Genomic DNA, 26435 nt, shown 5'->3' with positions numbered 1-26435 from the left:
CCCGGTCGAATATCCGCTGCCCGCCGTCGGCGTCCACCAGCCGGGCACGGAACTCGCTGAGCACGGAGTAGTCGAACCCCGGATCGGTGAGATCCAGGCCCAGCGCGTACTTCCAGTCGATTCGACCCCGTACCGCTGTGGCCGCCTGACGGTCCGGCAGCCCCTCGGCGAACTGGAGCACCGACACCAGGGCGAGTCGGCCGGGTGACCACGCCGGCTTGCCCCGGGCCGGGAAGAGGAGCGTGAACTGCTCGTCCTGGAACAGGACACCCAGCTCGTCCCGCAGGCGGATCGCCAGGCTCCCCTTCAAGAATGCCGCCCTGGCCACCCTCACCGTCTCCGCAGGGATATCGCCAACCCCGGCCGGACGCATCGACATCGAACCCCACCCCAAACAACAACGTCGGTCTCCAAGACCACAACCGGGTCTTGGAGACCGACGTCACGCCCGGCCCCGAATTCGCCAACGGCATCCCGGACGGAGCGGGGCCCTTTCGCGTTCCCGGGGCGCCTCGCGGGCCGGCCGGGGCGGGTCAGCCGAGTTCGAGGGAGCGCAGGACGAGTCCGGTGGCCGGTTTGGGGCCGAAGGAGGTGGACTTGCGGGGCATGGTGACGCCCTGTTCGGCGAGGCGGCGGACCACGCGCTCCTCGACGGGGTGCAGCAGGACGGCGGTGCCGCCGGTGCGGGTGGCCTCGCGGACGGCGGCCTCGGCGGAGTGCAGGTAGCCGATGTGCTCGGGGCTGTCGGGGACGTGCCAGGTGCGGTCGAGCAGGACGGCGTGCAGGACGGTGGCGTCGAGGCGGCGCCACTCCTCGGGGCGGTCGGTGCGGACGGTGGCGGCGAGGGTGCGCTCGTCGGGGCCGGTGAGGAGCAGGAAGCGGCCGTCGCCGGGGGTGAGGACGAAGGCGTTGTCCGGGCCGCTGCGGGCGTCGGCGAGAGCCTTGAGGGCGTCGGGGAGGGTGCCGGGGAGTTCGGTGACCCGCCAGACGTCGGGGTCGAGGGCGGCGAGCGCGGCGGACAGCGGGAGGCGCTGCAGGACGCGGTGGATGGCGCGGACCCGCAGGGGGTAGCGGTCGGTGTCGACGAGCAGGACCAGGCCGCGGTCCCAGGGGCTGCGCGGGAGGTGGCGGTTCTCGCGCTGGAGGCGCAGGTACATCTCCCAGCGGTGGTGGCCGTCGGCGATCAGGGCGCGGCAGGTGGCGAGGTCGCGGGTGACGTCGGCGAGGTCGGCGGGGTCGGTGACGGCCCACAGGCGGTGGTCGGTGCCGTCGCTGGTGGTGGTGGCGAGCAGGGGCTCGCCGGCGGCGGTGCGTTCGACGACGTCGGCGGCGCGGCCGTTGCCGCGGTAGGTGAGCAGCAGCGGTTCGAGGTTGGCCCGGGTGGTGCGCATCAGGCCGACCCGGTCGGCGACGGGCTTGGGCATGACGTCCTCGTGCGGGAGGACGACGCCGGCCTCGGGGCCGCTGACGGCGAGGGCGCCGATCAGGCCGCGCTGGAGGGAGCCGGAGGGGGAGCGCTGCTCGTAGACGTAGAGGGCGGGGCGCGGGTCGGCGGTGAGGACGCCCTGCTGCTGCCAGTCGTGGAGCAGGCGGGCGGCGTGCCGGTAGCGGGTGTCGCGGTCGGGGCGGTCGCCGGCGTCCTCGGGTTCGGGGCGGGGGAGGATCAGGCGGACGATGTTGTGCGGGTCGGCGGTCTCCAGGTCGAGGCGCCGGCCGGGGTCGACCACGTCGTAGGGCGGGGAGGTGACGGCGGCCAGGTCGCCGACCCGGCGCGGGTCGTAGCGCAGGCCGCGGAACGGGGAGAGGGACAGCCCTGCGGTGGCGACGTGCCCGGGGTCTCCGGGGCCGCCCGAGGGCTCGATGCCGCTTTCGGCACGAGGGGCGCTCATTCTGGGCATGTTAGTCGGGTAGTCCTTGTAGGGAGATCGCGTCGGGCTGGGTCGTCCGGGTCACGGGCGGGCGGGTGAGCTGGGCGGACGGGAAGGCGGTGGGTGCGGATGGGGCGCGGGGAGCACGGGGGCGACAGCGCGGGCGGGGCGGCGGCTGTTCCCGGGGACGGGGCGGACGGGGCGCCGGGCGGCGACGTGTACGACTGGTTCCGGCGCGGGGTGCGGCTGTTGGAGGAGCGGCACCCGGCGGCGGCGGTGCAGTTGCTGGCGCGGGCGGCGGAGGCGGAGCCGGAGTCGGGGTCGGTCCGGGAGGCGCTGGCGCGGGCGCAGTTCGACGCGGGGCAGTACCGGGCGGCGCTGGAGAGTTTCCGGGCGGTGGCGGTGGCCGACCCGTCGGACGACTACGCGCAGTTCGGGTGGGGGATGTCGGCGGCCCGGCTGGGGGACTTCGAGACCTCGGCGGAGCACCTGGCGCTGGCGGTGGCGATGAGCCCGGGCAACGCGCACTACCGGGCGGCGCTGCGGCAGACCAGGGCGACGCTGGCGGCCCGGGCGGGGGCGTACGGGCCGCTGCTGCCGGGCGCGCCGGGCTACGTGGCGCCGCCGGACGGGCCGGAGGCGGCCTGACGCCCCGCCCCGTCGGGGCATCTAGGGTGGCGGGTGTCCGTTCGGTTCGAGGTGGCGAGGGTGGAGCAGCGATGACGGAGAGTGCCGCGGTGGTGCGGAGCGTGCCGGGGTTCAGCGCGGTGGCGTTGACGGAGGCGTACGACACGGCGCTGCTCGACCTGGACGGGGTGGTGTACGCGGGGCCGCACGCGATCGGGCACGCGGTGGAGTCGTTGGAGCGGGCGCGGGCGGCGGGGATGCGGCTGGCGTACGTCACGAACAACGCGTCGCGGCCGCCGCGGGTGGTGGCGGAGCACCTGACCGAGCTGGGGGTGCCGGCCGAGCCCGGGGACGTGATCAATTCGGCCCAGGCGGCGGCGCGGCTGGTGGCGGAGAAGGTGCCGGCGGGGTCGCGGGTGCTGGTAGTCGGCGGGGCGGGCCTGGTGGAGGCGCTGGAGGAGCGCGGGCTGGTGCCGGTGCGCTCGCTGGACGAGGACCCGGCGGCAGTGGTGCAGGGCTACGACCCGTCGGTGGGTTGGACGGACCTGGCGGAGGCCTCGTACGCGGTGGGCCGGGGCCTGCCGTGGGTGGCGTCGAACACGGACCTGTCGATCCCGACGGCGCGGGGGATCGCGCCGGGCAACGGGACGCTGGTGGCGGCGGTGCGGGCGGCGACCGGGGTGGAGCCGGAGGTGGCGGGGAAGCCGCTGCCGCCGATGCACCGGGAGACGGTGCTGCGGACGGGGGCGAAGCGTCCGCTGGTGGTCGGGGACCGGTTGGACACCGACATCGAGGGCGCGTTCAACGGCGGGGTGGACTCGCTGCTGGTGTTCACGGGCGTGGCGACGCCGGAGGAGGTGCTGGCGGCGCCGCTGCGGCACCGGCCGACCTATCTGGCGGAGGACCTGCGGGGCCTGCTGGAGCCGCAGCCGGAGGTGGCGGCGCCGGGCGGCGGCCGGTTCGACTGCGGCGGCTGGGAGGCCGGGGTGGACGGCGGGGCGCTGACCCTGTCGGGTGCGGGCGCGCGGATCGACGCGCTGCGGGCGCTGTGCGCGGCGGCCTGGACCTGGGCGGACGCGAACGGGGCGGCGCCGGAGTCGGCGAAGGCCCTGGCGGGGCTGCCGGCATCCGCTTGACGGGGGTCGGTGTCGCTGGTCCGGTACTGTTTCGAACGAATTCAAACCAAAGGGGACGCGGTGCGGGGACGGACGGTTCGGGTGGTGGCCGCGATGGGTGCGGCGGGTGTCGCGGGTGCGGTGCTGGTGGCGGTGTGCGCGGAGCGGGGCGCGCCGTCGTCGGCCGGGGCCGTGCCGTCGTCGGCGGTGACGTCGGAGACTGGGCCGTCGCCGATACCGACGGCGACTGTGCCGTCACCGACGGCCTCGGTGATGGTGGTGGCGCCGTGGCGGTCGGCCGTGCAGTCGCGCCACCGAGGGTAGGCGGGGAGCGAGAAGCCGGCGGGACCTGCCGGTGCTCCGGGGGCGGCGCGGGGGTTGCCCGGCGTGGGCCGGTACGCGGCCGGCCTGTTCCGTCCGTGCGCCGAGGGTGGTCGTGGCCGGGGCGGTTCAGAGCAGGGTGCGCAGGCGGAGGAGGTCGCGGAAGCCGGCGTCGAGCTTGAGGCGGCCGGTGGCCCAGGCGGTGGGGAAGGGGAGGCGGCCGTCGACCAGGGCGACCAGGTCGTCGCCGGTGGTGGTGAGGCGGATGTCGGCCTTGGTGGCGGGCGGGCCGGGGTGGTCGGCGACGTCGGCGAGCCGTCCGGCGGTGAGGCGGCCGGTGAAGGTCAGGTCGAGGTCGGTGAGGTGGCAGCTGAGCGACCGGTCGAGTTCGGCGGCCTTGCGGACGTCGCCGCCCGCGGTGGCGAGGTTGCGGCTGAGCTGCTCCAGTGCGCGGTGGCACTCCTCGATGCTGGCCATGGGTGCGGCGTGCTCCTGTCGGTGGTCGTTCGGCGTTCCACGCTAGCGCAGCGGCGGACGGGGCCGGGCGGGAGAGGGTAGCGTCGGAGCGGCAGTCGGTGGCGGGCGAGGAGGCGGGCGGATGCTGCGGGACGCGGTGCAGGGTGTGCGGGGCGTGGTGGTGGTCGCGGCGCAGGTGGCCGAGGAGGCCGGGCGCCGGGTCTGGGACGCGGCCGAGGGGCTGCTCCAGCTCGGTGGTGAACTGCCGCCCGCCGTCGAGCAGTTGAGGACGCTCGCCGGGGAGGCCGTGACGGCCGGCCGGGCCGGTGTCGACCTGGTCGCGGGCGTGGCCCGGGGCGAGGCGGAGCGGGTGTTCGAGAAGGTCGGCGATCAGGTGGTGAAGGTCGGCGTGGTGCTGAGCTTCCTGGAGTCGAAGCTGCGCGAGGTGGACGGCCCGGCGGCCGGGCCCGAGGGGGCCGGGCGGTCCGAGCGGGTGGCGGAGCCCGAGCCGGAGCGGGCGGAGCCGGTGGTCCGGCCGGCGGCCCGGGCGCAGGGCCTGTTCGACGCGGGCTGGGACGAGGAGCCGGCGGCGCCGCCCGTGCCCGCCGAGGGGGCGCCGGTGCGCGGCCCGCGGGCGACGGCGCGGAAGGCGGCGGCCCGCAAGCAGGCGGCGGGTTCGGCGGCCGGGGTGAAGAAGGCGGCGGCGCGGAAGGCCGCCGCGGAGGGCGCCCCGGCGGCCCCGGTCCGGAAGGCCGCGGTGCGCAAGGGCGCGGCGGCGAAGCAGACGGCGGCGCAGCGCTCGGTGCCGCGCCGGGCCCCGGCGGGCGGGGAACAGGCGGGCGGGGAGCAGGCGGCCGGGGAGCGGGCGGTGACGCCGCGGACGGTGGCGCGGAAGGCCGCAGCGGCCGGGGAGCGGGCGGTGACGCCGCAGACGGCCCCGGCGCCGTCCGGGGGCGCGGACTCGCCCAGTGCGCCGCTGCCGGTGAAGAAGGCGCCGGCGCGGAAGAAGGCCCCGGCGGCGGGCGCTCCGTCCGAGGGGGCGGCCCCGGCGAAGCGGACCGCAGCGAAGAAGGCCCCGGCGCAGCAGGCCCCGGCGGGGGAAGCCGCTGCCCCGAAGCCGGTGAAGCGGGCGCCCGCGAAGCGGTCCGCCGGGAAGAAGGCCGCTCCGGGGGCGGGTGGCGGCGGTGAGTGAGGTGCCCCGGACGGGGGAGGCCGCGGTGGACGAGGCGCTGGCCCGGCTGGGGGAGGCGGACGGGGCGGGGGCGGAGCAGCGGGCCGAGGTGTACGAAGATGTCCATGCGCGGCTCGCCGCGACCCTCGCGGAACTGGACCGCGAGTGACGACACGCGATGGTGGGAGCTGACGTAGCAGTGGCAGTGGCACGACGCCGTCTGGACGCGGAGCTGGTGCGCCGCAAGCTGGCCCGTTCGCGGGAGCACGCGAGCGAGTTGATCGCGGCGGGCCGGGTGACGGTGGGCGGCGCGGTGGCGACGAAGCCGGCGACGCAGGTGGAGACCGCGGCGGCGGTGGTGGTGGCGAAGGACGACACCGACCCGGACTACGTGTCGCGCGGCGGGCACAAGCTGGCGGGCGCGTTCGCGGCGTTCGTCCCGCAGGGCCTGGTGGTGGCGGGTCGGCGGGCGCTGGACGCGGGCGCGTCGACGGGCGGGTTCACGGACGTGCTGCTGCGCGCGGGCGCGGCGCACGTGCTGGCGGTGGACGTCGGCTACGGGCAGCTGGCCTGGTCGTTGCAGAGCGACGAGCGGGTGACGGTGATGGACCGCACCAACGTGCGGGAGCTGACGCCGGAGCTGATCGGCGGGGAGCCGGTGGACCTGGTGGTGGGCGACCTGTCGTTCATCTCGCTGGGCCTGGTGCTGCCCGCGCTGGCGGGCTGCGCGGCGCCGGACGCGGACCTGGTGCTGATGGTGAAGCCGCAGTTCGAGATCGGCAAGGAGCGGCTGGGCTCGGGCGGGGTGGTGCGGTCGCCGGAGCTGCGGGCGGAGACGATCCGTCAGGTCGCCGGGCAGGCCCGGCAGTCGGGCCTGGGGGTGCGGGCGGTGACGGCGTCGCCGCTGCCGGGGCCGTCGGGCAACGTGGAGTACTTCCTGTGGCTGCGCCGGGACGCGGAGCCGCTGGACCCGGCGGCGGCGGACCGGGCCGTGGCCGAGGGCCCCCAGTAGGGTACTTGGCAGGCGTCCGGGCGTTGCGCAGACTGGCAGGCCGTGGTCGGGCCGGGGTGGCCGGGCCGGCAGAGGGAGAGGGCAGCGGGCAATGAGCGATCGACGTACGGTCTTCCTGATCGCGCACACCGGCCGGGAGGCGGCGCTGCGCAGCGTCGAGGGGCTGGTCGACGGGCTGCTGCGGGCGGGTCTCCGGATCAGGCTGCTGGAGACCGAGGCGGTGGGGCTGGACCTGCCGGAGGGCGTGGAGCTGGTGCCGGGCGGCCACGGGGCGGCGGACGGCTGCGAGTTGATCCTGGTCGCGGGCGGCGACGGCACGCTGCTGCGCGGCGCGGAGCTGGCCCGGGAGTCGGGGCTGCCGATGCTGGGGATCAACCTGGGCCGGGTGGGCTTCCTCGCGGAGGCGGAGCGCGACGACCTGGCGACGGTGGTCGAGCGGGTGGTGGCGGCCGACTACGAGGTCGAGGAGCGGATGACCGTCGACGTGCTGGTGCGCACCAACGGCGACGTGCTGCACGAGGACTGGGCGCTGAACGAGGCGTCGGTGGAGAAGGCGTCCCGGGAGCGGATGCTGGAGGTGGTCACCGAGGTGGACGGCCGTCCGGTGTCGACGTTCGGCTGCGACGGGGTGGTGCTGTCCACGCCGACGGGGTCGACGGCGTACGCGTTCTCGGGCGGCGGGCCGGTGGTGTGGCCGGAGGTGGAGGCGCTGCTGATGGTGCCGATCAGCGCGCACGCGCTGTTCGCGCGGCCGCTGGTGACGTCGCCGGACTCGGTGCTGGCGGTGGAGGTGCTGCCGAAGACGCCGCACGGGGTGCTGTGGTGCGACGGGCGCCGGTCGGCGGAGCTGCCGCCGGGGGCGCGGGTGGAGGTGCGGCGCGGCAAGACGCCGGTGCGGCTGGCGCGGCTGCACCGGGCGCCGTTCACGGACCGGTTGGTGGCGAAGTTCGCGCTGCCGGTGGTGGGGTGGCGCGGGCGGTCCGACAACTGCTGAGCGCGGCGGGCCGGTGGTCGGGCAACTGCTGAGCGCGGCGGGCCGGTCGACGGCCGGTCAGAGCTCGGCGGGGGCCGGGTCGGCGGCGGAGAAGCGTTCGGCGCGGGCGAGTTCGGCGGCTTCGGCGAGCCGGCCCAGGGCCTCCTCGACCCGGTCGGCGGGCAGCGTGAGCGGCAGCCGCAGGTACTCCTCGAAGGCGCCGTCGACGCCGAACCCGGCGCCGGCGGCGATCCGGACGCCGAGGCGTTCGCCGGCCCGGGCGAGCGCGCTGGCGGGGGTGCCGGGGGTGGCGACCCACAGGGCGAGGCCGCCGGGCGGCGCGGCGGCCCGCCAGGCGGGGAAGCGCGCGGGCAGCAGGCGGGTGAACGCCTCGGCGGTGGCGCGGAGTTGGGCGTGCCGGTCGGCGCGGACGGCGGGCAGGTGCTCGGTCAGCAGGCGGGCCGCGACCAGCTGGTCGAGGACGGGTGTGCCGAGGTCGTAGAGCGCCCGGTCGGCGGCCAACTTCCGTACCAGGGACGGCTGGGCGCGCAGCCAGCCGATCCGCAGGCCGGGCCAGAGCAGTTTGCCGGCCGAGCCGACGGTGATCACCTGGGCGTCCCGGTCGAGGGCGGCCAACGGGCGGGGCAGGTCGGCGTCGGCGACGCCCCAGCCGAGTTCGGCGCAGGTCTCGTCGGTGACGACGGCGGTGCCGGCGGCCCGGGCGTGGGCGAGCAGGGCGCGGCGCTGGTCCTCGTCGATCAGGGCGCCGGTGGGGTTCTGGAAGTCCGGGACGGTGGAGGCGAGTTTCGGGGCGGCGCCGCGCAGCACCCGCTGCCACTGGGCGAGGTCCCAGCCGGTGCGGCCGTCGGCGCCGTCGGGGCCGCCGGCGAACGGGACGGGGACCAGGCGGGCGCCGGAGCGCTGCAGGGCGCGCAGCGTGTTGACGTAGCTGGGGGCCTCGACGGCGACCCGGTCGCCGCGGGTCAGCAGGGCCTGGTGGACCAGGTGCAGGGCGCTCATCGCGCCGGTGGTGATCATCACCTGGTCGGGGCCGGTGGGCAGGCCGCGTTCGGTGAGGCGCCGGGCGACGGCCTCGCGGAGCGCCGGCAGGCCGGTCGGGTAGTTGCCGTGGCCGCCGGTGTAGGCGGGGAGCTGGGCGACGGCGTGCGCGGCGGCCTCGGTGAGCTGCGGCGGGGCGGTGGGCGCGGCCAGGCCGAGGTCGAGGACGTCGCCCCGGTCGGGGGAGACGGGGTGCAGGGCGTCGGCGGGCGGGCGGGTGCCCGCGGGGAGGGCGGTCCAGGAGCCGGCGCCGCGCCGGGAGTGCAGGAAGCCGTCGGTGCGCAGCGCCTCGTAGGCGGCGGCGACGGTGGTGCGGGACAGCTGCAGTTCGGCGGCGAGTTCGCGTTCGGCGGGCAGCCGGGTGCCGACCGGGAGGCGGCCGTCGGCGACCAGCCGGGAGACCCGGTCGGCGAGGGTCCGGTAGGCGGGGCCGCGGCGGGCCGGGGCGGGGGCGGCGGCGAGCTGGCGGGCCAGGGCGTGCGGGGTCAGCGTGCTGTGCCACTCGGCCACGGAAATCAGTCCACTCGGATCGGATTGGCCCTGTCGGGTCGCCTTTTGGACTGCCCATAGTGGCGTGCAGTGCCGAGAGACGGCAAGCGAAGCCCGAGAAGAGGTCCACCCGATGGCGCTCTCCCTGCCCCTGTCCGCCGCCCGCGGCGACCTGCCCCGCCGGCTGGCGCAGCTCGCCGCCGGGCTCACCCTGTACGGCGTCTCGATGGGCCTGATGCTGCGCGCCTCGCTCGGCGGCAACCCGTGGGACGTGCTGCACCAGGGCCTGGCCCGGCACCTGGGCGGCTCGGTCGGCACCTGGGTGACCGTGGTCGGCGCCCTGGTGCTGCTGCTCTGGGTGCCGCTGCGGCAGAAGCCCGGCGTCGGCACCATCGGCAACGTGCTGGTGCTGGGCGCCGCGATGGACGCCACGCTGTCCCTGCTGCCGGCCCCGCACGCGCTCGCCGTCCGCCTGCCGCTGCTGGCCGCCGGGATCCTCCTGAACGGCCTCGCCACCGGCCTGTACATCGGCGCCCGGCTCGGCCCGGGCCCGCGCGACGGCCTGATGACCGGCCTGCACCGGCGCACCGGCCGCTCCGTGCGGCTGATCCGCACCGGACTGGAGTTGACCGTGCTGGCCGTCGGCATCGCCCTCGGCGGGACCTTCGGCATCGGCACCCTCGCCTACGCGCTGGCCATCGGCCCGCTGGTGCAGCTGTTCCTGCCGCGCCTGTCGGTGCCCGCGCCCGCCCCGACCGCCACGAGGGTGTGAAACCGGGGGCGGTCGTCGCAAAGCGACGGTGGAACCTCGTAAGGTCGTCACCGTGCTGGACGAGATGCGGATACGGGATCTGGGCGTCATCGACGACGCGGTGGTCGAACTCGCCCCCGGGTTCACCGCCGTCACCGGGGAGACCGGTGCGGGCAAGACCATGGTGGTGACCAGCCTCGGGCTGCTGCTCGGCGGCCGGGCCGACCCGGCGCTGGTGCGCAACGGCTCCCAACGGGCCGTGGTGGAGGGCCGGTTGACCCTCGACCCGAAGTCGCCGGTGCTGGCCAGGGCGGTCGAGGCCGGCGCCGAACTCGACGACGGCGAGCTGCTGATCAGCCGCACCGTCTCCGCCGAGGGCCGCTCCCGCGCGCACGTCGGCGGCCGCGCCGTCCCGGTCGGCCTGCTCGCCGAGCTCGGCGAGGACCTGATCGCCGTGCACGGCCAGACCGACCAGCAGCGCCTGCTGCGCCCGTCCCGGCAGCGCGGCGCCCTCGACCGGTACGCGGGCGAGGCCGTCGCCGAACCGCTGGGCCGCTACCGCGAGGTGTACCGGGAGCTGCGGGAGGTGTCCGCGACCCTGGAGGAGCTGACCACCCGGGCCCGCGAACGCGCCCAGGAGGCCGACCTGCTGCGCTTCGGCCTGGAGGAGATCACCGCCGCCGAACCCGTCGCCGGGGAGGACGCCGAGCTCGCCGCCGAGGCCGAACGCCTCGGCCACGCCGACGCGCTGTCCTCCGCGGCGACGCTCGCGCACGCCGCGCTGGCCGGCGACCCCGCCGACCCGGAGGCCGTCGACGCGGGCACCCTGCTCGCCCAGGCCCGCCGCGCCGTCGACGCCGTCCGCCACCACGACGAGCGCCTCGCCGGCCTCGCCGACCGGCTCGGCGAGGTCGGCTACCTGCTCGCCGACGTGGCCGGCGACCTCGCCGGGTACGCCGACGACCTGGACGCCGACCCGGTCCGGCTGGCCGCCGTCGAGGACCGCCGCGCCGTCCTGGCCCACCTGGTGCGCAAGTACTCCGGCACCGAGGGCACCCTCGCCGAGGTCGTCGCCTGGGCCGAGACCGGTTCGGTGCGCCTGCTCGAACTCGACGGCGACGACGAGCGGATCGACGAACTCGGCGCCCGGGAGACCGAGTTGCGCGCCCGGCTGGCCGACCTGGCGGCCGAGGTGTCACAGGCCAGGCACGCCGCCGCCGACAAGTTCGCCGCCGCGGTCTCCGACGAGCTCGCCGAACTCGCCATGCCGCACGCCCGGGTGACCTTCGCGATCAGCCAGGTCGACGACCTGTCCGGGATCGAGATCGAGGGCCGCACCGTCTCCTACGGCCCGCACGGCGTCGACGAGGTCGAGGTGCTGCTCGCCCCGCACCCCGGCGCGCAGCCCCGCCCGATCGCCAAGGGCGCCTCCGGCGGTGAACTCTCCCGCGTCATGCTGGCCGTCGAGGTGGTCTTCGCCGGCGCCGACCCGGTGCCCACCTACCTGTTCGACGAGGTCGACGCGGGCGTCGGCGGCAAGGCCGCGGTCGAGATCGGCCGCCGGCTGGCCAAACTCGCCCGCAGCGCCCAGGTCGTGGTGGTCACCCACCTCCCGCAGGTCGCCGCGTTCGCGGACCGGCACCTGATGGTGGAGAAGACCAACGACGGCACCGTCACCCGCAGCGGCGTGAAGACCCTCGACGACGAGCAGCGGGTGCGCGAACTGTCGCGGATGCTGGCCGGGTTGGAGGACTCCGAGCTCGGCCGGGCGCACGCCGAGGAACTGCTGGCCGCCGCCCGGACCGCCCGCGCGCACTGACCCCGGCCGCGCGGCGCCGCCCGCGTCGCCCCGGGCCCGACCGGCCCGGGGCGACGCGCCCGCCACGGCGGGCGACTGTCCAAGAACCCGACCGACCTGGCATCGTGGCGACCGGACACCAGCTGACAACGAGTCGGAGCGAGACAGACGTGGAGCATTCCGCCGCCCGGGCCGCCGCGGCCCCCCAGCTGCACGTGGTGCTCGTCCTTTCCGCCGCGACCGGCGGCATCGGCGCCCACGTGCGCTCCCTCACCCAGGGCCTGGTCGCGCACGGCGTCGCCGTCACGGTCTGCGCGCCCGAGGGCACCGACCGGCTGTTCGGTTTCTCCGCCGCGGGCGCCCGCCTGCACACCGTCGACATCACCCCCACCTCCGGGGCCCGCAGCGACGCCCTCGCCATCGGCGAGCTGCGCCGCGCCTTCACCGGCGCCGACGTGGTGCACGCGCACGGCCTGCGGGCCGGCCTGCTGGCCGACCTGGCGCTGCGCACCGCCGGCCGCTTCCCCGGCATCCGCCCGGAGACGCCGCTGGTGGTGACCTCGCACCACGCGCTGCTCACCACCGGCCTCGACCGCCGGCTGCAGCGGCTGATGGAGCGCCGGGTGGTGCGGGCCGCCGACCTGGTCCTCGGCGCCTCCTCCGACCTGGTGGCCCGGGCCCGCGAACTCGGCGCCACCGACGCCCGGCTGGGCCCGGTCGCGGCCCCGCCGATGCCGCCCGGCACGCTCGACCGGGCGCAGGCCCGGGCCGCGCTGCCCGGTGGCGACGACGGCCGCCCCGTGGTGCTGGCGATCGGCCGGCTGGTGATGCAGAAGTGCTTCGGCCTGCTGCTGGACGCCGTCCCGCACTTCGCCGCGCCCGGCGCCCCCGCGCCCCGGGTGCTGCTGGCCGGCGACGGCCCCGAGCGGCAGGCGCTGCGCGAGCGGATCGCCGCCGAGCAGCTGCCGGTCGAACTGCTCGGCTACCGGGCCGACATCCCCGACCTGCTGGCCGCCGCCGACGTGGTGGTGCTGTCCTCGCGCTGGGAGGCCCGCTCGCTGGTCGCCCAGGAGGCGATGCGGGCCGGCGTCCCGGTGGTGGCGACCGCCGTCGGCGGGGTGCCCGAACTGGTCGGCGACGCCGCGGTGCTGGTCCCGTTCGCCGACCCGCAGGCGCTCGGCGGCGCGGTCCGCGAGCTGCTCGGCGACGAGCGGCGCCGGTCCGCGCTGGCCGCCGTCGGCCGGGCCCAGGCCCGGACCTGGCCGGACGAGGCCGCGACCGTCGCCCAGGTGCTGAGCATCTACGACGAGCTGGTGCAGCGCCGCCCCTGACGGCCGCTCAGGTCGCCGGTCAGCCGGTCAGCCGGTCAGCCGGGCCGGTGCTCAGTTCGCCAGGTCGATGCCGCCGGCGGCGGTCAGCCGCAGCGCGGTGTCGATCAGCGGGACGTGGCTGAACGCCTGCGGGAAGTTGCCGACCTGGCGGCGGGCCCGCGGGTCCCACTCCTCGGCGAGCAGCCCCAGGTCGTTGCGCAGCCCCAGCAGCCGGTCGAACAGCTCGCGGGCCTCGCCGACCCGCCCGATCATCGCCAGGTCGTCGGCCAGCCAGAACGAGCAGGCCAGGAACGCCCCTTCGTGCCCGGACAGCCCGTCGACGTTGTTCCCGTCGTCGTCGTGGGTCGGGTAGCGCAGCACGAACCCGTCCTCGGTGGACAGTTCGCGCTGGATCGCCTCGATGGTGCCGATCACGCGCTTGTCGTCCGGCGGCAGGAAGCCGACCTGCGGGATCAGCAGCAGCGAGGCGTCCAGCTCCTGGCCGCCGTAGTACTGGGTGAAGGTGTTGCGGCGCGGGTCGTAGCCCTTGGCGCAGACGTCGGCGTGGATCTCCTCGCGCAGCTCCGTCCAGCGTTCGACCAGGCCGGGCGGCGGCTCCTCGACCTGCTCCAGCAGCTTCAGGGTGCGGTCGACGGCGACCCAGGCCATCACCTTCGAGTGCACGAAGTGCCGGCGCGGGCCGCGGACCTCCCAGATGCCCTCGTCCGGGTCGCGCCAGTGGTCCTCCAGGTACTCGATCAGGCGCAGCTGGAGCTGGTGGGCGTGGTCGTGCCGGGCCAGGCCGGACATGGTGGCCAGGTGCAGGGCCTCGACGACCTCGCCGTACACGTCGAGCTGGAGCTGCCCGGCGGCGCCGTTGCCGACCCGGACCGGGCGGGAGCCCTCGTAGCCGGGCAGCCAGTCGAGCTCGGACTCGGTGAGTTCGCGCTCCCCGGCGATGCCGTACATGATCTGCAGGTTCTCCGGGTCGCCGGCCACCGCGCGCAGCAGCCACTCGCGCCAGGCCCGGGCCTCCTCGCGGTAGCCGGTGCGCAGCAGCGAGGAGAGGGTGATCGCGGCGTCGCGCAGCCAGGTGTAGCGGTAGTCCCAGTTGCGCTCGCCGCCGAGGTCCTCGGGCAGCGAGGTGGTGGGGGCGGCGACGATGCCGCCGGTGGGGGCGTAGGTGAGCGCCTTGAGGGTGATCAGCGAGCGGACCACGGCCTCCCGGTAGGGGCCCCGGTAGGTGCACTGCTCCACCCACTCGCGCCAGAACCGCTCGGTGGACTCCAGCGCGTCCTCGGCGTCCGGCGGGGCGGGCGCGGGCTCGTGCGAGGCCTTCCAGGTCAGGCCGAAGGCGATCCGCTCGCCCGCGGTGACGGTGAAGTCGGCGTAGGTGGTCAGGTCGCGGCCGTAGGTCTCGGCCTTCCCGTCCAGCCAGACCGAGTCCGGTCCGGCGACGGCGACGGTGCGGTGCCCGCCGTCGGGCTGCTCGACCCGGTGCACCCAGGGGACGATCCGGCCGTAGCTGAAGCGCATCCGCACCGCCGAGCGCATCCGGACGGTGCCGGCCAGGCCCTCGACGATCCGGATCATCTGCGGCACGTCGGGGGTGCCGAGCAGGTGCCGGGGCGGCATGAAGTCGGTGACCCGGACGGTGCCGCCCTGGGTGTCCCACTCCTGCTCCAGGACCAGCGAGTCGCCCCGGTAGCGGCGCCGGTCGCACGGGACGGCGGGCGCGGCGGCGGTGTCGGGGGGCAGCGGGGGCCCGGCGGGGTCGAGCAGGGTCGGGCGGGGCGGCGGCGGGGCGGGCCGCTCGCCGACCGGCAGGGCGGGGCCGATCCGCCAGAAGCCGTGCTCGTCGGTGCCGAGCAGGCCCGCGAACACCGCGGGCGAGTCGAAGCGCGGCAGGCACAGCCAGTCGACCGCGCCGTCCCGGCTGACCAGGGCGGCGGTCTGCATGTCCCCGATGAGCGCGTAGTCCTCGATGCGACCGGCCATTGTTCTCCGTTCCAGCGTGCCCCCGCGGCGGCGGCGCGCACGGGTCGGGCGAGGATGTCGACGTTTGAGCAGAATACGTGGATTCGGGTGGTTCGGGCGGCGCCACGCGCCCCGGAGCGCGCCCCGCTCCGCCCCCTCCCGGCCGCTCTGACCTGCCCGGATGGGCCGTCCGATCGATTCGTCCGGGAACCGTCCACCCGGACGCGGGCGAGCACTCGCCGGGGCACTGATACGCTGGTATCCCGTGGAACTGGTGGGAACGAGGGCCGGGAGCCCCTCCACCGGCGTCACTCTCCGACACGCGACCCACGGGAGCCCCCTCTTGGCACAGCCCCATTCCGGCAAGTCGGCCAGCGGCCGCGCCGTGACGACCAAGCACCTCTTCGTCACCGGGGGTGTCGCCTCCTCGCTCGGCAAGGGCCTCACCGCCTCCAGCCTCGGCGCCCTGCTCAAGGCCCGCGGCCTGCGGGTGACCATGCAGAAGCTCGACCCGTACCTCAACGTGGACCCGGGCACCATGAACCCGTTCCAGCACGGTGAGGTCTTCGTCACCGACGACGGCGCCGAGACCGACCTCGACATCGGCCACTACGAGCGCTTCCTCGACACCAACCTGCACGGCTCGGCGAACGTCACCACCGGCCAGGTCTACTCCACGGTGATCGCCAAGGAGCGGCGCGGCGAGTACCTGGGCGACACCGTCCAGGTCATCCCGCACATCACCAACGAGATCAAGTCCCGGATCCGCCGGATGGCGACCGAGGACGTCGACGTGGTGATCACCGAGGTCGGCGGCACCGTCGGCGACATCGAGTCGCTGCCGTTCCTGGAGGCCGTCCGCCAGGTCCGCCACGAGGTCGGCCGCGACAACGTGTTCTTCGTGCACGTTTCGCTGCTGCCGTACATCGGCCCGTCCGGCGAGCTGAAGACCAAGCCCACCCAGCACTCGGTGGCCGCGCTGCGCAACATCGGCATCCAGCCCGACGCGATCGTGCTGCGCGCCGACCGCGAGGTGCCGCAGGCCATCAAGCGCAAGATCTCGCTGATGTGCGACGTCGACGAGGAGGCCGTGGTCGCCGCGATCGACGCCAAGTCGATCTACGACATCCCCAAGGTGCTGCACGGCGAGGGCCTGGACGCGTACGTGGTGCGCCGCCTCGACCTGCCGTTCCGCGACGTGGACTGGACCACCTGGGACGACCTGCTGCGCCGGGTCCACGAGCCGCAGCACGAGGTCAAGGTCGCGCTGGTCGGCAAGTACATCGACCTGCCGGACGCCTACCTGTCGGTGACCGAGGCGCTGCGGGCCGGCGGCTTCGCCAACAACGCCCGGGTCCAGATCAAGTGGGTCACCTCGGACGACTGCGAGACCCCCGAGGGCGCGCAGGAGCAGCTCGGCGACGTCGACGCGATCTGCATCCCCGGCGGCTTCGGCGACCGCGGCGTGGACGGCAAGGTCGCCGCGATCACCTACGGCCGGGAGAACCGCATCCCGCTGCTCGGCCTGTGCCTGGGCCTGCAGTGCGTGGTCATCGAGGCGGCCCGCAACCTGGCCGGCCTGCCCGAGGCGAACTCCACCGAGTTCGACTCCGCCGCGAAGTACCCCGTGATCTCGACCATGGCCGAGCAGCTCGCCATCGTCGACGGCAAGGGCGACCTGGGCGGCACCATGCGCCTGGGCCTGTACCCGGCGAAGCTCGCCGAGGGCTCGATCGTGCGCGAGGTCTACGGCGGCGAGCAGTACGTCGAGGAGCGCCACCGCCACCGCTACGAGGTCAACAACGCCTACCGCGCCGACCTGGAGAAGACCGGCCTGCAGTTCTCCGGCCTCTCCCCGAAGGGCGACCTGGTCGAGTACGTCGAGTACCCGCGCGAGGTCCACCCCTACCTGGTCGCCACCCAGGCCCACCCCGAGCTGAAGTCCCGCCCGACCCGCCCGCACCCGCTGTTCGCGGGCCTGGTCGCCGCGGCGATCGAGCGCAAGGTCGGCTGACGCCGCTCCTGCCGAACCGCCCGTCCCGGGGCCACCGGGGCGGGCGGTTCGGCGTGTCGGGGCCCGCCCGTCCGGTAGATTGTGTCTAACTGACGAGAAGGGGTGTGGTGGCTGTGACCGGGATTCGGGACGCCGCGGAGCATTGGGACGTCCGGGACGGGCGGACGCCGTTCGAGGGCAAGGTGACGGGCGTGCGCAGCGAACAGGTCCGGATGCCGGACGGGAACTGGGCCCAGCGCGACTACCAGCTGCACCCCGGCTCGGTCGCCGTCCTCGCCGTCGACGACGCCGGGCGGGTCCTGACGCTGCGCCAGTACCGGCACCCCGTCCGGCAGCGGCTCTGGGAACTGCCCGCCGGGCTGCTCGACGTGCCCGGCGAGAACCCGCTGCACGCGGCGCAGCGGGAGCTCTTCGAGGAGGCCCACTGCAAGGCCGGGCAGTGGCGGGTCCTGGTCGACTTCTACACCTCGCCCGGCGGCAGCGACGAGGCCGTCCGGCTGTTCCTCGCCACGGGGCTGTCCGAGGCCGACGGCGAGAAGTACGCCGCGCACGGCGAGGAACTGGAGCTGGAGGCCGCCTGGGTGCCGCTCGACGAACTGGTCGGCAAGATCCTGGCGGGCGAACTGCACAACCCGACGCTGGTCACGGGCACGCTGGCGCTGCACGCGGCCCGCGGCCGGGCCGGCGGCCTGGAGGCGCTGCACCCGGCGGACAGCCCGTGGGAGGCGCGGCCCTTCTGAGCCGCCGAGGGGCGGCGGGGCCGGGGGCGCGGGGAACTGCACGGGCGGCCACGGGCGTGCCGCGGGGCGCGGGGTGACGGCAGGTCGATGTCCGTGCCGCGACCTTGCGGTGGGGTTCCTCCGCTTCGCGCAGTTCCCCGCGCCCCTGATGTCGCGTCGCCGGGTATCGAGCCTCCGGGCTTTGCGCCGGCGGGGTGATTCGGCGGTTGGTCATACCGGGGTGTCCCGGTGGGGAGGGGCGCTCGAACTACGCTTCGCGGACAGGGTTCGGTTCGCTGGGCGACGGGTCGGGAGTGGCGCGGGTGGCGAGGAAGACGGCGGCGGTGGCCGAAGCGGCCGGGATCTTCGACGCGCTGCCCGCGGGCGCCCGCCCGTTCGCGGGGCGCGCGGCGGAGCTGACGGCGCTCACGGTGGCGGCCGGGCGGCCCGCGCAGGGCCGCGGGCGGCTGCTGGTGCTGGCCGGGCGGCCCGGTTCGGGGCGCACCGCGCTCGCGGTGCACTGGGCCCGGTCGGTGGCCGGCGACCACCCCGACGGGCTGCTGTACGTGCGGATGTCCGCGCCCGACGGCACCCGGGTCGGGCCCGGCCGGGCCGCCCGGGTGCTGCTGGACCAGCTCGGGGAGCGCCCCGGCGCGGCGCTGCTGCCCGGCGCCGCCGAGGAGGACCCGGCCTGCGAGGCGCTGCGCGAGGCCCTGGGGCAGCGCCGGGCCCTGGTGCTGCTGGACGACGTCCGCGACGCCGGGCAGGTGTGGCCGCTGCTCGCGGAGAAGAGCGGGTCGCTGCTGCTGGCGACCACCTCCGGGCCGCTGACGGGCATCGAGGGCATCGACCCGGTGATCCTCGGCGGGATGGACCACCGCGCGGCGGTCGACCTGCTGGGCGAGCTGGTCGGCGGCACCCGGATCTCCTGCGACCCGGTCGGCGCCGCCGACCTCGCCGAAGCCTGCGCCAACCGCCCGGCCGCGCTGCGGCTGGCCGCGGGCTGGCTGCGCGGCGAACCCCGGCTGGCCGTCACCGACGCCGCCGCCCGGCTGCGCCCCGCCCCGGCCGGGGAGGACGCGCCGCCCCCGCCGACCGCCGGAAAGGCGAAGGCGAAGGCAGGGGTGGAGACGGCCGCGGGCACGGTGCCGGTGGTGGACGGCGACCCGCTGCGCGGGGCGTTCGAGCTGGCGTACCGCAGGCTGCCCGCCGCCCGGGCCCGGCTGCTGCGGCTGTGCACCCTCGCGCCGGGCCAGCAGGTCGACCTGCGGACGGCGTCGGCGCTGGTCGGCTGCCCGGCCCCGGAGGCGGGGGCGGCGCTGGCGGCGCTGGCCGAACTGGAGCTGCTGGAGCGCGAGCCCGCCGCCGCGGACGGCACCGAGCGGTTCCGGGTGCCGGGGCGGCTGTACGGGCGGCTGCTGGAGCTGCGCGGCGAGCTCGACCGCCCGGCCGAGGTGGAGCTGGCCCGGGCCCGGCTGCTGGAGCGGCTGGTGCGGCTGGTGGACTCGGCGCGCCTGCTGCTCGACCCGGCCGCCGGGCCGAACCCGGACCCGCTGCCGGGGCCGCTGCGGCTGCGGACCGCCGGGCAGGCGGCCGGCTGGCTGCTGGGGGAGCGGGAGCAGCTGCTGGCGGCGGTCGCGGACGCGGTCGGGCAGGGCGACCTGGACGGTTCGGCGGGCCGGCTGGTGACGGCGCTGCTGCGGGCGCTGCCGCTGACCGGCGAGGCCGCCCCGGCGGACCTGCACGCCCTGCACGAGTCGGTGCTGAAGGTCGCCGAGCGGCAGGGCGCGCCGCGCCGGGCCGCGGCCGCGCTGCTGAACCTGGGCGACCTGCAGGCCGCGGCGGGCCGCTGGGAGCAGGCCGGGCAGCGCTACCGGCGGGCCGTCGACCTCTCCCGGGGGGCGGGCGACGAGGCGGGCTGCGCCCGCGCGCTGGAGGGCGTGGGGCACACCCACCGGGCGCTCGGCGAGCCGGTGCGCGCCGCCGACGCGTACGGGCGGGCCCTGGTGCTGCGGCAGGCGCTGGAGGACCGGCCGGCCGAGGCCCGGCTGCTGGTGCGCCTCGCGGAGGCGCACACCGCGCTGCGGCGCTTCGAGGAGGCGCTGCGGGAGTACCGGTCGGCGGCGGCGGTGCTGCGCCGGACCGGCGACGCGGCGGGGGAACGGGAGGTCGGGGCGCTGGCCGCGCGGCTGCGCGAGCAGCTCGGCCAGGAGGGGATTCGTCCGCTTTCGGAGTAATGTCGTAGATGCGGAGTTCGACCCGCAATGTAGGGCTGGGAGGCATGCAAGCCTACGAACCTGCCAATGGTCGTGACCGAATTGGTCACTTTGGAAGGCTGACAGGCCACCTGGGCTTCATTACACTCGAACTCAGTCGCGCATAGATCCATGCACCGGATGTTCCGTTCTGCCTTCGTGCGCGCCGCCCGCCGGTCTTCCCCGGTCGGACTCCCCCATGGCACAGAGGACGTGTTAGCCGTGAAGGTCGGCATCCCCCGCGAGGTCAAGAACCACGAGTACCGCGTGGCCATCACGCCCGCCGGCGTGCATGAGCTGGTCCGCAACGGACACGAGGTCGTCATCGAGGACAACGCCGGTCTCGGCTCCTCGATCCCCAACGAGGAGTACGTCGCCGCCGGCGCGACCATCCTCCCCACCGCCGACGAGGTGTGGGCCGCGGCCGACATGATCCTCAAGGTGAAGGAGCCCATCGCGCAGGAGTACCACCGCCTGCGCAAGGGCCAGACCCTCTTCACCTACCTGCACCTGGCCGCCGACCGGGCCGGCACCGACGCGCTGGTCGCCTCCGGCACCACCGCCATCGCCTACGAGACGGTGCAGCTGCCCAACGGCGCGCTCCCGCTGCTCGCCCCGATGTCCGAGGTCGCGGGCCGGCTGGCCCCGCAGGTCGGCTCCTACCACCTGATGCGCCCGGCCGGCGGCCGCGGCGTGCTGCCCGGCGGCGTGCCCGGCACCCACCCGGCGAAGGCGGTCGTCATCGGCGGCGGCGTCTCCGGCTGGCACGCGGCCACCATCGCCATCGGCATGGGCTACGACGTGACCCTGCTGGACCGCGACATCAACAAGCTGCGCGAGGCCGACAAGATCTTCGGCAACAAGATCAAGGCGATCGTCTCCAACTCCTTCGAGCTGGAGAAGGCCGTGATCGAGGCCGACCTGGTGATCGGCGCCGTGCTGATCCCGGGCGCCAAGGCCCCCAAGCTGGTCACCAACGAGCTGGTCTCCCGGATGAAGCCGGGCTCCGTGCTCGTCGACATCGCCATCGACCAGGGCGGCTGCTTCGAGGACTCGCACCCCACCACGCACGCCGAGCCGACCTTCGAGGTCCACAACTCGGTCTTCTACTGCGTGGCCAACATGCCGGGCGCCGTCCCCAACACCTCCACCTACGCGCTCACCAACGCCACCCTGCCGTACGTGGTGGAGCTGGCGAACCGCGGCTGGAAGGAGGCGCTGCGCCGGGACGCCGCGCTCGCCAAGGGCCTGAACGTGCACGAGGGCCAGATCACCTTCCCGGCCGTCGCCGAGGCCTTCGGCCTGGAGTCGGTCTCCCTGGAGAGCGTGCTCGCCTGACGCCCCCTCACCCGCTGTCGCCCCCGGCCGTCCCTCCCCACGCGCCGGGGGCTTCGGCATGCCCGCCCGGGCCCGTCCGGACACGCCGGTGACGCCGAGGTGTCCGGCGGTGGTCAATTCCGGTGCGCTTCGTCACCCGCTCTGTCGACAAGGACACCTGACGGGCCCTCACGGCCCCGTGGCCCGCGCGGAAACGTTAGGGTCATCTCTTGACACGGAGTGGGTGGCAGCCCGACACATGGGGCCGACTACCGTGGATTGTGTTGCTGCGAATGCCCGAAACGGCCTAGAGTCGCAAACCGTTGGCATGCTGCCACGCTGACGAATCGACATAGAGTCCTGGACGTCCAAGGAGGTAAGACGACTTGTGAATGAGTCGACATTTGCTCCCGGGGGTGGTCAGCCAGGACTGGCGGAGCTCTCCGCCGGGCAGCCGAACGAGGAAGCCCGGCAGGCCACGGTGGGTGCGCAGGAGGTCGGCTCGGTCGCGGTCCGCACCTTCGAGGCGCGCCAGAGCGCGACGGGCGCCGCCGGTGACTACGACACCGACTTCGCGGCGTACGGACTGGTCTACAACGAGCTCGGCTACGGCCCGTACGACGACCCGGACGCCGAGTACGAGCCGGACCCGGAGTACGCCGCCACCCTGGCCCCCGACGCGGCCCGCCAGCGCCGCGAACGGGTCGGCCCGACCGGTCGCCCGTTGCCGTACTTCCCGATCCCCGCGCCGCTGGCCGAGCACGGTCCCGCGCAGATCATCGCCATGTGCAACCAGAAGGGCGGGGTCGGCAAGACCACCTCGACCATCAACCTCGGCGCCGCGCTGGCCGAGTACGGCCGCCGCGTCCTGCTGGTGGACTTCGACCCGCAGGGCGCCCTCTCGGTCGGCCTCGGCGTCAACCCGATGGAACTCGACGTCACCGTCTACAACCTGCTGATGGAGCGGGGCCTGACGGCCGACGAGGTGCTGCTGAAGACCGCCGTCCCCGGCATGGACCTGCTGCCGTCGAACATCGACCTGTCGGCCGCCGAGGTGCAGCTGGTCAGCGAGGTCGCCCGCGAGTCGGCGCTGGCCCGCGCGCTCAAGCCGCTGCTGCCCGACTACGACTACGTGATCATCGACTGCCAGCCCTCGCTGGGCCTGCTGACGGTGAACGCGCTGACCGCCGCGCACAGCGTGATCGTCCCGCTGGAGTGCGAGTTCTTCGCGCTGCGCGGCGTGGCGCTGCTCACCGAGACGATCGAGAAGGTCTGCGAGCGGCTCAACCCGGACCTGCGCCTGGACGGCATCCTGGCGACCATGTACGACTCCCGCACCGTGCACAGCCGCGAGGTGCTGGCCCGGGTCGTCGAGGCGTTCGGCGAGCACGTCTTCCACACCGTCATCGGACGGACCGTCAGGTTCCCGGAGACCACCGTGGCCGGCGAGCCGATCACCACGTACGCCACCAACTCGGTCGGCGCCGCCGCCTACCGCCAGCTCGCCAGGGAGGTGCTCGACCGGTGCCGCCCCGCCGAGTGAGCCTCCCGGGGGCCGACGAGCTGTTCCGATCGACCGGCGGAATGGCCCTGTCGCCCTCGCTCGCGCGCAACGGCAACGGCGCCGCCCCCGCCGCCCCCGGCCCGGCCGGGCAGGAGCCGCCCCGCGGCGGCGAGGCCCCCGCGAACGCCCGCACCGCGGACGTCCCGGCCGCCCGGCCGGAGGCCGACCCGGCGAGCCCCCAGGCAGGCCCCGAGGACCCTGCGGAGACCCGCCGGGCCGCCTCCGCGACCGTGCGCGGCCGCGGCCGGGCCCGGCGGTCCTCCGGGCGGGAGCGGCACGACGAGAAGATCACCGTGTACGTCTCCGCCGAGGAGCTGATGGACCTGGAGCACGCCCGCCTGGTCCTGCGCGGCGAGCACGGCCTCGCCGTCGACCGCGGCCGGGTCGTCCGGGAGGCGATCTCGGTCGTCCTCGCCGACCTGGAGCAGCGCGGCGAGGCCTCGATCCTGGTGCGGCGGCTGCGCGGCCGCTGACCGCCGCCGGACCGTGCCCGGGATCTGCCAGAATGTGACGTCATGGCGTTCCAGGTCCGGTTGGAGAACTTCGAGGGGCCGTTCGACCTGCTGCTCGGGCTGATCGCCAAGCACAAGCTGGACGTCACCGAGGTGGCGCTGTCGAAGGTCACCGACGAGTTCGTCGCCCACATCCGGGCGATGGGCCCCGAGTGGGACCTCGACGCGGCGACCGAGTTCCTGGTGGTCGCCGCCACCCTGCTCGACCTCAAGGCGGCCCGGCTGCTGCCCGCCGCCGAGATCGAGGACGAGGCGGACCTGGCCCTGCTGGAGGCCCGCGACCTGCTGTTCGCGCGGCTGCTCCAGTACCGGGCCTACAAGCGGGTGGCCGGCCTGTTCGCGGAGCGCTGGGCCGCCGAGTCGCTGCGCCGCCCGCGCACCGTCGGCCTGGAGCCGCACCACGCGCAGCTGCTGCCCGAGGTGGTGCTGTCGATCGGCCCCGAGCGGTTCGCGGCCCTCGCCGCGAAGGCGTTCACGCCGAAGCCGGCGCCGGCCGTGTACGTCGACCACATCCACATGCCGCCGGTCAGCGTCCGCGAGCAGGCCGCGCTGCTCGCCGAGCGGCTGGCCGCGCTCGGCGAGGCCGGCTTCGGGCGGCTGGTCGCCGACGCCGGGAACACCCTGGTGGTGGTGGCCCGGTTCCTGGCCCTGCTGGAGCTGTACCGGGAGCGGGCGCTCGCCTTCGAGCAGCCGGAGGCGCTGGGGGAGCTGGTGGTGCGCTGGGTCGCCGGGGCGGACCGGACGATCGAGGTCACCGACGAGTTCGACCGCCCCGCGGGCGGCCGTGAGGAAGGCGGAAGCGCATGACGGAGCGGCAGCCGCGCCGGACGCTCGGCCTGCCCGGGGCGCCCCGGCCGCAGGAGTGGCAGGAGTCGGCGTACCCCGAGGGCGAGCGGCCGGAGCCGGTCGAGCGGGTCCTCGCGCTGCCCGCCGCCGAGGAGCCTCCGGCGGCGCCTCCCGCGGCGCCTCCCGCGGCGCCCGAGGAGTCTGCCGAGCGGCCTGCCGCGGAGCCGGTCGTCGGGCCTTCCGCGGGGCCGGACGGGGTGCCGCTGCGGGCCGCGCTGGAGGCGGTGCTGATGGTCGCCGACGAGCCCGTCGCGGAGGCCCGGCTGGCCCACGTGCTGGACGCGCCGAAGGACGAAGTGGCGCTCGCGCTGCGCCAGTTGGCGGGCGAGTACACGGCGCAGGGGCGCGGTTTCGAACTCCGGCCGGTGGCCGGCGGCTGGCGTTTCTACAGCCGCGCGGAGTGCTCGGCGGCCGTCGACCGGTTCGTCCTGGACGGGCAACAGGCCAGGCTGACGCAGGCGGCGCTGGAGACGCTGGCGGTGGTCGCCTACCGGCAGCCGGTGTCGCGCGGGCGGGTTTCCGCGGTCCGTGGTGTGAACTGCGACGGCGTGATGCGTACCCTGGTACAGCGAGGACTGGTCGAAGAAGCCGGCACCGAGCCCGAGACCGGAGCGATCCTGTATCGGACGACGAACTACTTCCTGGAACGGATGGGGCTGCGCGGCCTGGACGAGCTGCCGGAGCTCGCGCCCTTCCTGCCCGAGGTCGACGACGTGGAAACGGAGTCCCTGGAGGGCACGATGATCGCGCAGGCGGTCGCCGCCGCACAGGAGGGGCCGAGGCCGAACCAGGCCGACCAGACGGAATACGACGTACGGACATTTGATGCGTAGCAGTGGTGGCAACGGCAGGAACAGCGGCGGCCAGGGCCGGGGCGGGCAGGGCGGCCGCGGCGGTCAGCAGGGCGGGAGCCGGGGCGGCTCCGGCTCCTACGGGGGCGGCAGCGGCGGCGGGCGCGGCGGGCAGTCCTCGCGCGGCGGTGGCGGCGGGTACGGCGGCTCGGGCTCGGGCGGCCACGGCGGCGGCCGCGGGGGCAGCGGCGGCGGGCAGGGCGGCTACGACCGCGGCGGCCGGTCGGGCGGCTCCGGCTCGTACGGTGCGGGCTCCGGCTCGTACGGCGGCGGGCAGCGCGGCGGCAGCGGCGGCGGGGACCGGCGCGAGGAGCGCCGCTACCCGGACCGTCCGCTGCGGCCCGAGGAGCGCAAGTACGACCGCCCCGAGTTCGGCGGCGGCCCGAACGCGACGCCCGGGCGCGGCGCCTTCGGCTCCCGCAAGCCCGCGCCGGCCCCCCGGCCGCGCCGGGACGGGCAGGGCGCGCCCGGCGACCCGCGGCGCCAGCCGCAGCGCTCCCGGGAGCTGCAGGGCCGGATCGAGGACCGGGTGCTGGCCCGGCACGAGGGCCCCGGCAAGGAGGTCGGCGAGGACGGCGAGCGCCTGCAGAAGGTGCTGGCCCGGGCCGGCATGGGCAGCCGGCGCGCCTGCGAGGAGCTGATCGCGCAGGGCCGGGTCGACGTCAACGGCGAGACCGTGCTGGAGCAGGGCCGCCGGGTCCACCCGGAGAACGACGAGATCAAGGTGGACGGCCTGACCGTCGCCACCCAGTCGTACCTGTTCTTCGCGCTCAACAAGCCGGCCGGCGTGGTCTCCACCATGGAGGACCCGGAGGGCCGGCAGTGCCTCGGCGACTACGTGACCAACCGGGAGACCCGGCTGTTCCACGTCGGCCGCCTGGACACCGAGACCGAGGGCATCATCCTGCTCACCAACCACGGCGAGCTGGCGCACCGCCTGACCCACCCCAAGTACGGCGTCACCAAGACGTACCTGGCGGCGATCCAGGGGCCGCTGCCGCGCGACCTCGGCAAGATCCTGGCCAAGGGCGTCGAGCTGGAGGACGGCTGGGCCCGCGCCGACAGCTTCCGGGTGATCTCCAACCTCGGCAAGAACTACATGGTCGAGGTGACCCTGCACGAGGGCCGCAAGCACATCGTGCGGCGGCTGCTCGCCGAGGTCGGCTTCCCGGTCGACCGGCTGGTGCGCACCGCCTTCGGCCCGATCGCGCTGGGCGACCAGAAGTCGGGCTGGCTGCGCCGCCTGACCAACCCCGAGGTCGGCACCCTGATGAACGAGGTCGGCCTGTAGGGACCGCCGTCCGAGGGCCCGTCCGCACCCCTGCGGACGGGCCCTCGGCGCGTTCACGTCACGATTTTGCCCGGTCTTGACATGTGAGGCGCACCGCACGGCCTTGCTATCGCACGGTTCGGTGGCAGAAGATTGCCAC

The 26435-nt window shown here is 75.5% G+C and carries 23 protein-coding genes; 18 read left to right on the top strand and 5 right to left on the bottom strand.

What is annotated here, in order from left to right:
• Together ACIOHG_RS03585 and ACIOHG_RS03580 are read right to left on the bottom strand one after the other, a co-directional pair.
• A partial coding sequence (locus tag ACIOHG_RS03585; protein WP_400944801.1) for a transposase occupies window positions 1–379 on the bottom strand: 379 nt, incomplete at its 3' end.
• Between the two features lie 154 nt (window positions 380–533).
• Window positions 534–1889 (bottom strand): DUF1015 family protein, encoded by a 1356-nt coding sequence (locus ACIOHG_RS03580; RefSeq protein WP_400944799.1) that lies wholly within the window; start codon window positions 1887–1889, stop codon window positions 534–536.
• Between the two features lie 108 nt (window positions 1890–1997).
• On the opposite strand from ACIOHG_RS03580, the gene ACIOHG_RS03575 reads away from it, so the two are divergent.
• Both ACIOHG_RS03575 and ACIOHG_RS03570 read left to right on the top strand, forming a co-directional pair.
• Window positions 1998–2516, top strand: coding sequence for a tetratricopeptide repeat protein (locus ACIOHG_RS03575; protein WP_400944797.1), 519 nt, complete (start codon window positions 1998–2000; stop codon window positions 2514–2516).
• A gap of 71 nt (window positions 2517–2587) precedes the next feature.
• A complete protein-coding gene (locus ACIOHG_RS03570) occupies window positions 2588–3631 on the top strand; it encodes an HAD-IIA family hydrolase (protein ID WP_400944795.1) in 1044 nt (347 codons plus the stop codon).
• A gap of 429 nt (window positions 3632–4060) precedes the next feature.
• On the opposite strand, the gene ACIOHG_RS03565 is transcribed toward ACIOHG_RS03570, so the two are convergent.
• The gene (locus ACIOHG_RS03565) at window positions 4061–4408 is read right to left on the bottom strand and encodes an SCP2 sterol-binding domain-containing protein (RefSeq protein ID WP_400944793.1); all 348 of its coding nucleotides are present in this window, start codon (window positions 4406–4408) and stop codon (window positions 4061–4063) included.
• A gap of 121 nt (window positions 4409–4529) precedes the next feature.
• On the opposite strand from ACIOHG_RS03565, the gene ACIOHG_RS03560 reads away from it, so the two are divergent.
• The 4 genes from ACIOHG_RS03560 to ACIOHG_RS03545 all read left to right on the top strand — a co-directional run bounded on the left by ACIOHG_RS03560 (window position 4530) and on the right by ACIOHG_RS03545 (window position 7564).
• Complete coding sequence (locus ACIOHG_RS03560) at window positions 4530–5579, top strand: hypothetical protein (protein WP_400944791.1); 1050 nt, start codon at window positions 4530–4532, stop codon at window positions 5577–5579.
• Entirely contained in the window at window positions 5572–5727 is a 156-nt protein-coding gene (locus tag ACIOHG_RS03555; protein WP_400944789.1) for a hypothetical protein, read from the top strand. The genes ACIOHG_RS03560 and ACIOHG_RS03555 overlap by 8 nt, the downstream gene beginning before the upstream one ends.
• Window positions 5728–5736: 9 nt before the next feature.
• Entirely contained in the window at window positions 5737–6570 is an 834-nt protein-coding gene (locus ACIOHG_RS03550) for a TlyA family RNA methyltransferase (RefSeq protein ID WP_400944787.1), read from the top strand.
• A gap of 91 nt (window positions 6571–6661) precedes the next feature.
• A complete protein-coding gene (locus tag ACIOHG_RS03545; RefSeq protein ID WP_400944785.1) occupies window positions 6662–7564 on the top strand; it encodes an NAD kinase in 903 nt (300 codons plus the stop codon).
• Window positions 7565–7621: 57 nt separating this feature from the next.
• Here ACIOHG_RS03545 and ACIOHG_RS03540 read toward each other — a convergent pair whose 3' ends face one another.
• Window positions 7622–9112 (bottom strand): PLP-dependent aminotransferase family protein, encoded by a 1491-nt coding sequence (locus ACIOHG_RS03540; RefSeq protein ID WP_400944783.1) that lies wholly within the window; start codon window positions 9110–9112, stop codon window positions 7622–7624.
• A 112-nt stretch (window positions 9113–9224) separates the two neighbouring features.
• Here ACIOHG_RS03540 and ACIOHG_RS03535 point away from each other — a divergent pair, with 112 nt between their 5' ends.
• The 3 genes from ACIOHG_RS03535 (at window position 9225) to ACIOHG_RS03525 (ending at window position 12971) form a co-directional block, all read left to right on the top strand.
• Window positions 9225–9863 carry a YitT family protein gene (locus ACIOHG_RS03535; RefSeq protein WP_400944781.1) on the top strand — a complete coding sequence of 213 codons (639 nt, stop codon included), beginning with the start codon at window positions 9225–9227 and terminating at the stop codon, window positions 9861–9863.
• Between the two features lie 64 nt (window positions 9864–9927).
• Window positions 9928–11661, top strand: coding sequence for a DNA repair protein RecN (recN, locus tag ACIOHG_RS03530; RefSeq protein ID WP_400944859.1), 1734 nt, complete (start codon window positions 9928–9930; stop codon window positions 11659–11661).
• Window positions 11662–11810: 149 nt separating this feature from the next.
• The gene (locus ACIOHG_RS03525) at window positions 11811–12971 is read left to right on the top strand and encodes a glycosyltransferase family 4 protein (RefSeq protein WP_400944779.1); all 1161 of its coding nucleotides are present in this window, start codon (window positions 11811–11813) and stop codon (window positions 12969–12971) included.
• Between the two features lie 51 nt (window positions 12972–13022).
• Here the strand turns inward: ACIOHG_RS03525 and ACIOHG_RS03520 are convergent, their stop codons facing one another.
• The gene (locus tag ACIOHG_RS03520; RefSeq protein ID WP_400944777.1) at window positions 13023–14948 is read right to left on the bottom strand and encodes a glycoside hydrolase family 15 protein; all 1926 of its coding nucleotides are present in this window, start codon (window positions 14946–14948) and stop codon (window positions 13023–13025) included.
• Between the two features lie 322 nt (window positions 14949–15270).
• Here ACIOHG_RS03520 and ACIOHG_RS03515 point away from each other — a divergent pair, with 322 nt between their 5' ends.
• The 9 genes from ACIOHG_RS03515 (at window position 15271) to ACIOHG_RS03475 (ending at window position 26296) form a co-directional block, all read left to right on the top strand.
• A complete protein-coding gene (locus ACIOHG_RS03515; RefSeq protein WP_400944776.1) occupies window positions 15271–16941 on the top strand; it encodes a CTP synthase in 1671 nt (556 codons plus the stop codon).
• A 113-nt stretch (window positions 16942–17054) separates the two neighbouring features.
• Complete coding sequence (locus ACIOHG_RS03510; RefSeq protein ID WP_400944774.1) at window positions 17055–17681, top strand: NUDIX domain-containing protein; 627 nt, start codon at window positions 17055–17057, stop codon at window positions 17679–17681.
• A 302-nt stretch (window positions 17682–17983) separates the two neighbouring features.
• On the top strand, window positions 17984–19897 hold the full coding sequence (locus ACIOHG_RS03505; protein WP_400944772.1) for an AAA family ATPase: 1914 nt from the start codon (window positions 17984–17986) through the stop codon (window positions 19895–19897).
• Window positions 19898–20137: 240 nt separating this feature from the next.
• A complete protein-coding gene (gene ald / locus ACIOHG_RS03500; protein WP_099903702.1) occupies window positions 20138–21253 on the top strand; it encodes an alanine dehydrogenase in 1116 nt (371 codons plus the stop codon).
• A gap of 460 nt (window positions 21254–21713) precedes the next feature.
• On the top strand, window positions 21714–22775 hold the full coding sequence (locus tag ACIOHG_RS03495; protein ID WP_400703623.1) for a ParA family protein: 1062 nt from the start codon (window positions 21714–21716) through the stop codon (window positions 22773–22775).
• 41 nt (window positions 22776–22816) lie between these two features.
• Window positions 22817–23269, top strand: a complete 453-nt coding sequence (locus tag ACIOHG_RS03490) for a hypothetical protein (RefSeq protein ID WP_400944769.1) — start codon at window positions 22817–22819, stop codon at window positions 23267–23269.
• Window positions 23270–23311: 42 nt separating this feature from the next.
• Entirely contained in the window at window positions 23312–24115 is an 804-nt protein-coding gene (locus ACIOHG_RS03485; RefSeq protein ID WP_400944767.1) for a segregation and condensation protein A, read from the top strand.
• 269 nt (window positions 24116–24384) lie between these two features.
• Window positions 24385–24987 carry an SMC-Scp complex subunit ScpB gene (gene scpB, locus ACIOHG_RS03480; RefSeq protein ID WP_400944857.1) on the top strand — a complete coding sequence of 201 codons (603 nt, stop codon included), beginning with the start codon at window positions 24385–24387 and terminating at the stop codon, window positions 24985–24987.
• The gene (locus tag ACIOHG_RS03475; RefSeq protein WP_400944765.1) at window positions 24980–26296 is read left to right on the top strand and encodes a pseudouridine synthase; all 1317 of its coding nucleotides are present in this window, start codon (window positions 24980–24982) and stop codon (window positions 26294–26296) included. Before scpB ends, ACIOHG_RS03475 begins: the two co-directional genes overlap by 8 nt.
• The last annotated feature ends 139 nt before the right edge of the window (window positions 26297–26435 follow it).

Source organism: Kitasatospora sp. NPDC088134, from assembly GCF_044741705.1.
Taxonomy (GTDB): Bacteria; Actinomycetota; Actinomycetes; order Streptomycetales; family Streptomycetaceae; genus Kitasatospora.
The sequence above is the reverse complement of the archived record's forward strand: the minus strand, read 5'-3'. Positions and strand labels throughout refer to the sequence as shown.

Excerpts from the sequence above, each read along its gene's own strand:
- ACIOHG_RS03490 (WP_400944769.1), top strand. The coding sequence starts at position 22,817 with ATGGCCCTGTCGCCCTCGCTCGCGCGCAACGGCAACGGCGCCGCCCCC.
- ACIOHG_RS03560 (WP_400944791.1), top strand. The coding sequence starts at position 4,530 with ATGCTGCGGGACGCGGTGCAGGGTGTGCGGGGCGTGGTGGTGGTCGCG.
- ACIOHG_RS03485 (WP_400944767.1), top strand. The coding sequence starts at position 23,312 with ATGGCGTTCCAGGTCCGGTTGGAGAACTTCGAGGGGCCGTTCGACCTG.
- ACIOHG_RS03575 (WP_400944797.1), top strand. The coding sequence starts at position 1,998 with ATGGGGCGCGGGGAGCACGGGGGCGACAGCGCGGGCGGGGCGGCGGCT.
- ACIOHG_RS03570 (WP_400944795.1), top strand. The coding sequence starts at position 2,588 with ATGACGGAGAGTGCCGCGGTGGTGCGGAGCGTGCCGGGGTTCAGCGCG.
- ACIOHG_RS03550 (WP_400944787.1), top strand. The coding sequence starts at position 5,737 with ATGGTGGGAGCTGACGTAGCAGTGGCAGTGGCACGACGCCGTCTGGAC.
- ACIOHG_RS03545 (WP_400944785.1), top strand. The coding sequence starts at position 6,662 with ATGAGCGATCGACGTACGGTCTTCCTGATCGCGCACACCGGCCGGGAG.
- ACIOHG_RS03520 (WP_400944777.1), bottom strand. The coding sequence starts at position 14,948 with ATGGCCGGTCGCATCGAGGACTACGCGCTCATCGGGGACATGCAGACC.
- ACIOHG_RS03535 (WP_400944781.1), top strand. The coding sequence starts at position 9,225 with ATGGCGCTCTCCCTGCCCCTGTCCGCCGCCCGCGGCGACCTGCCCCGC.
- recN (WP_400944859.1), top strand. The coding sequence starts at position 9,928 with ATGCGGATACGGGATCTGGGCGTCATCGACGACGCGGTGGTCGAACTC.
- scpB (WP_400944857.1), top strand. The coding sequence starts at position 24,385 with ATGGTCGCCGACGAGCCCGTCGCGGAGGCCCGGCTGGCCCACGTGCTG.
- ACIOHG_RS03475 (WP_400944765.1), top strand. The coding sequence starts at position 24,980 with ATGCGTAGCAGTGGTGGCAACGGCAGGAACAGCGGCGGCCAGGGCCGG.
- ACIOHG_RS03565 (WP_400944793.1), bottom strand. The coding sequence starts at position 4,408 with ATGGCCAGCATCGAGGAGTGCCACCGCGCACTGGAGCAGCTCAGCCGC.
- ACIOHG_RS03580 (WP_400944799.1), bottom strand. The coding sequence starts at position 1,889 with ATGAGCGCCCCTCGTGCCGAAAGCGGCATCGAGCCCTCGGGCGGCCCC.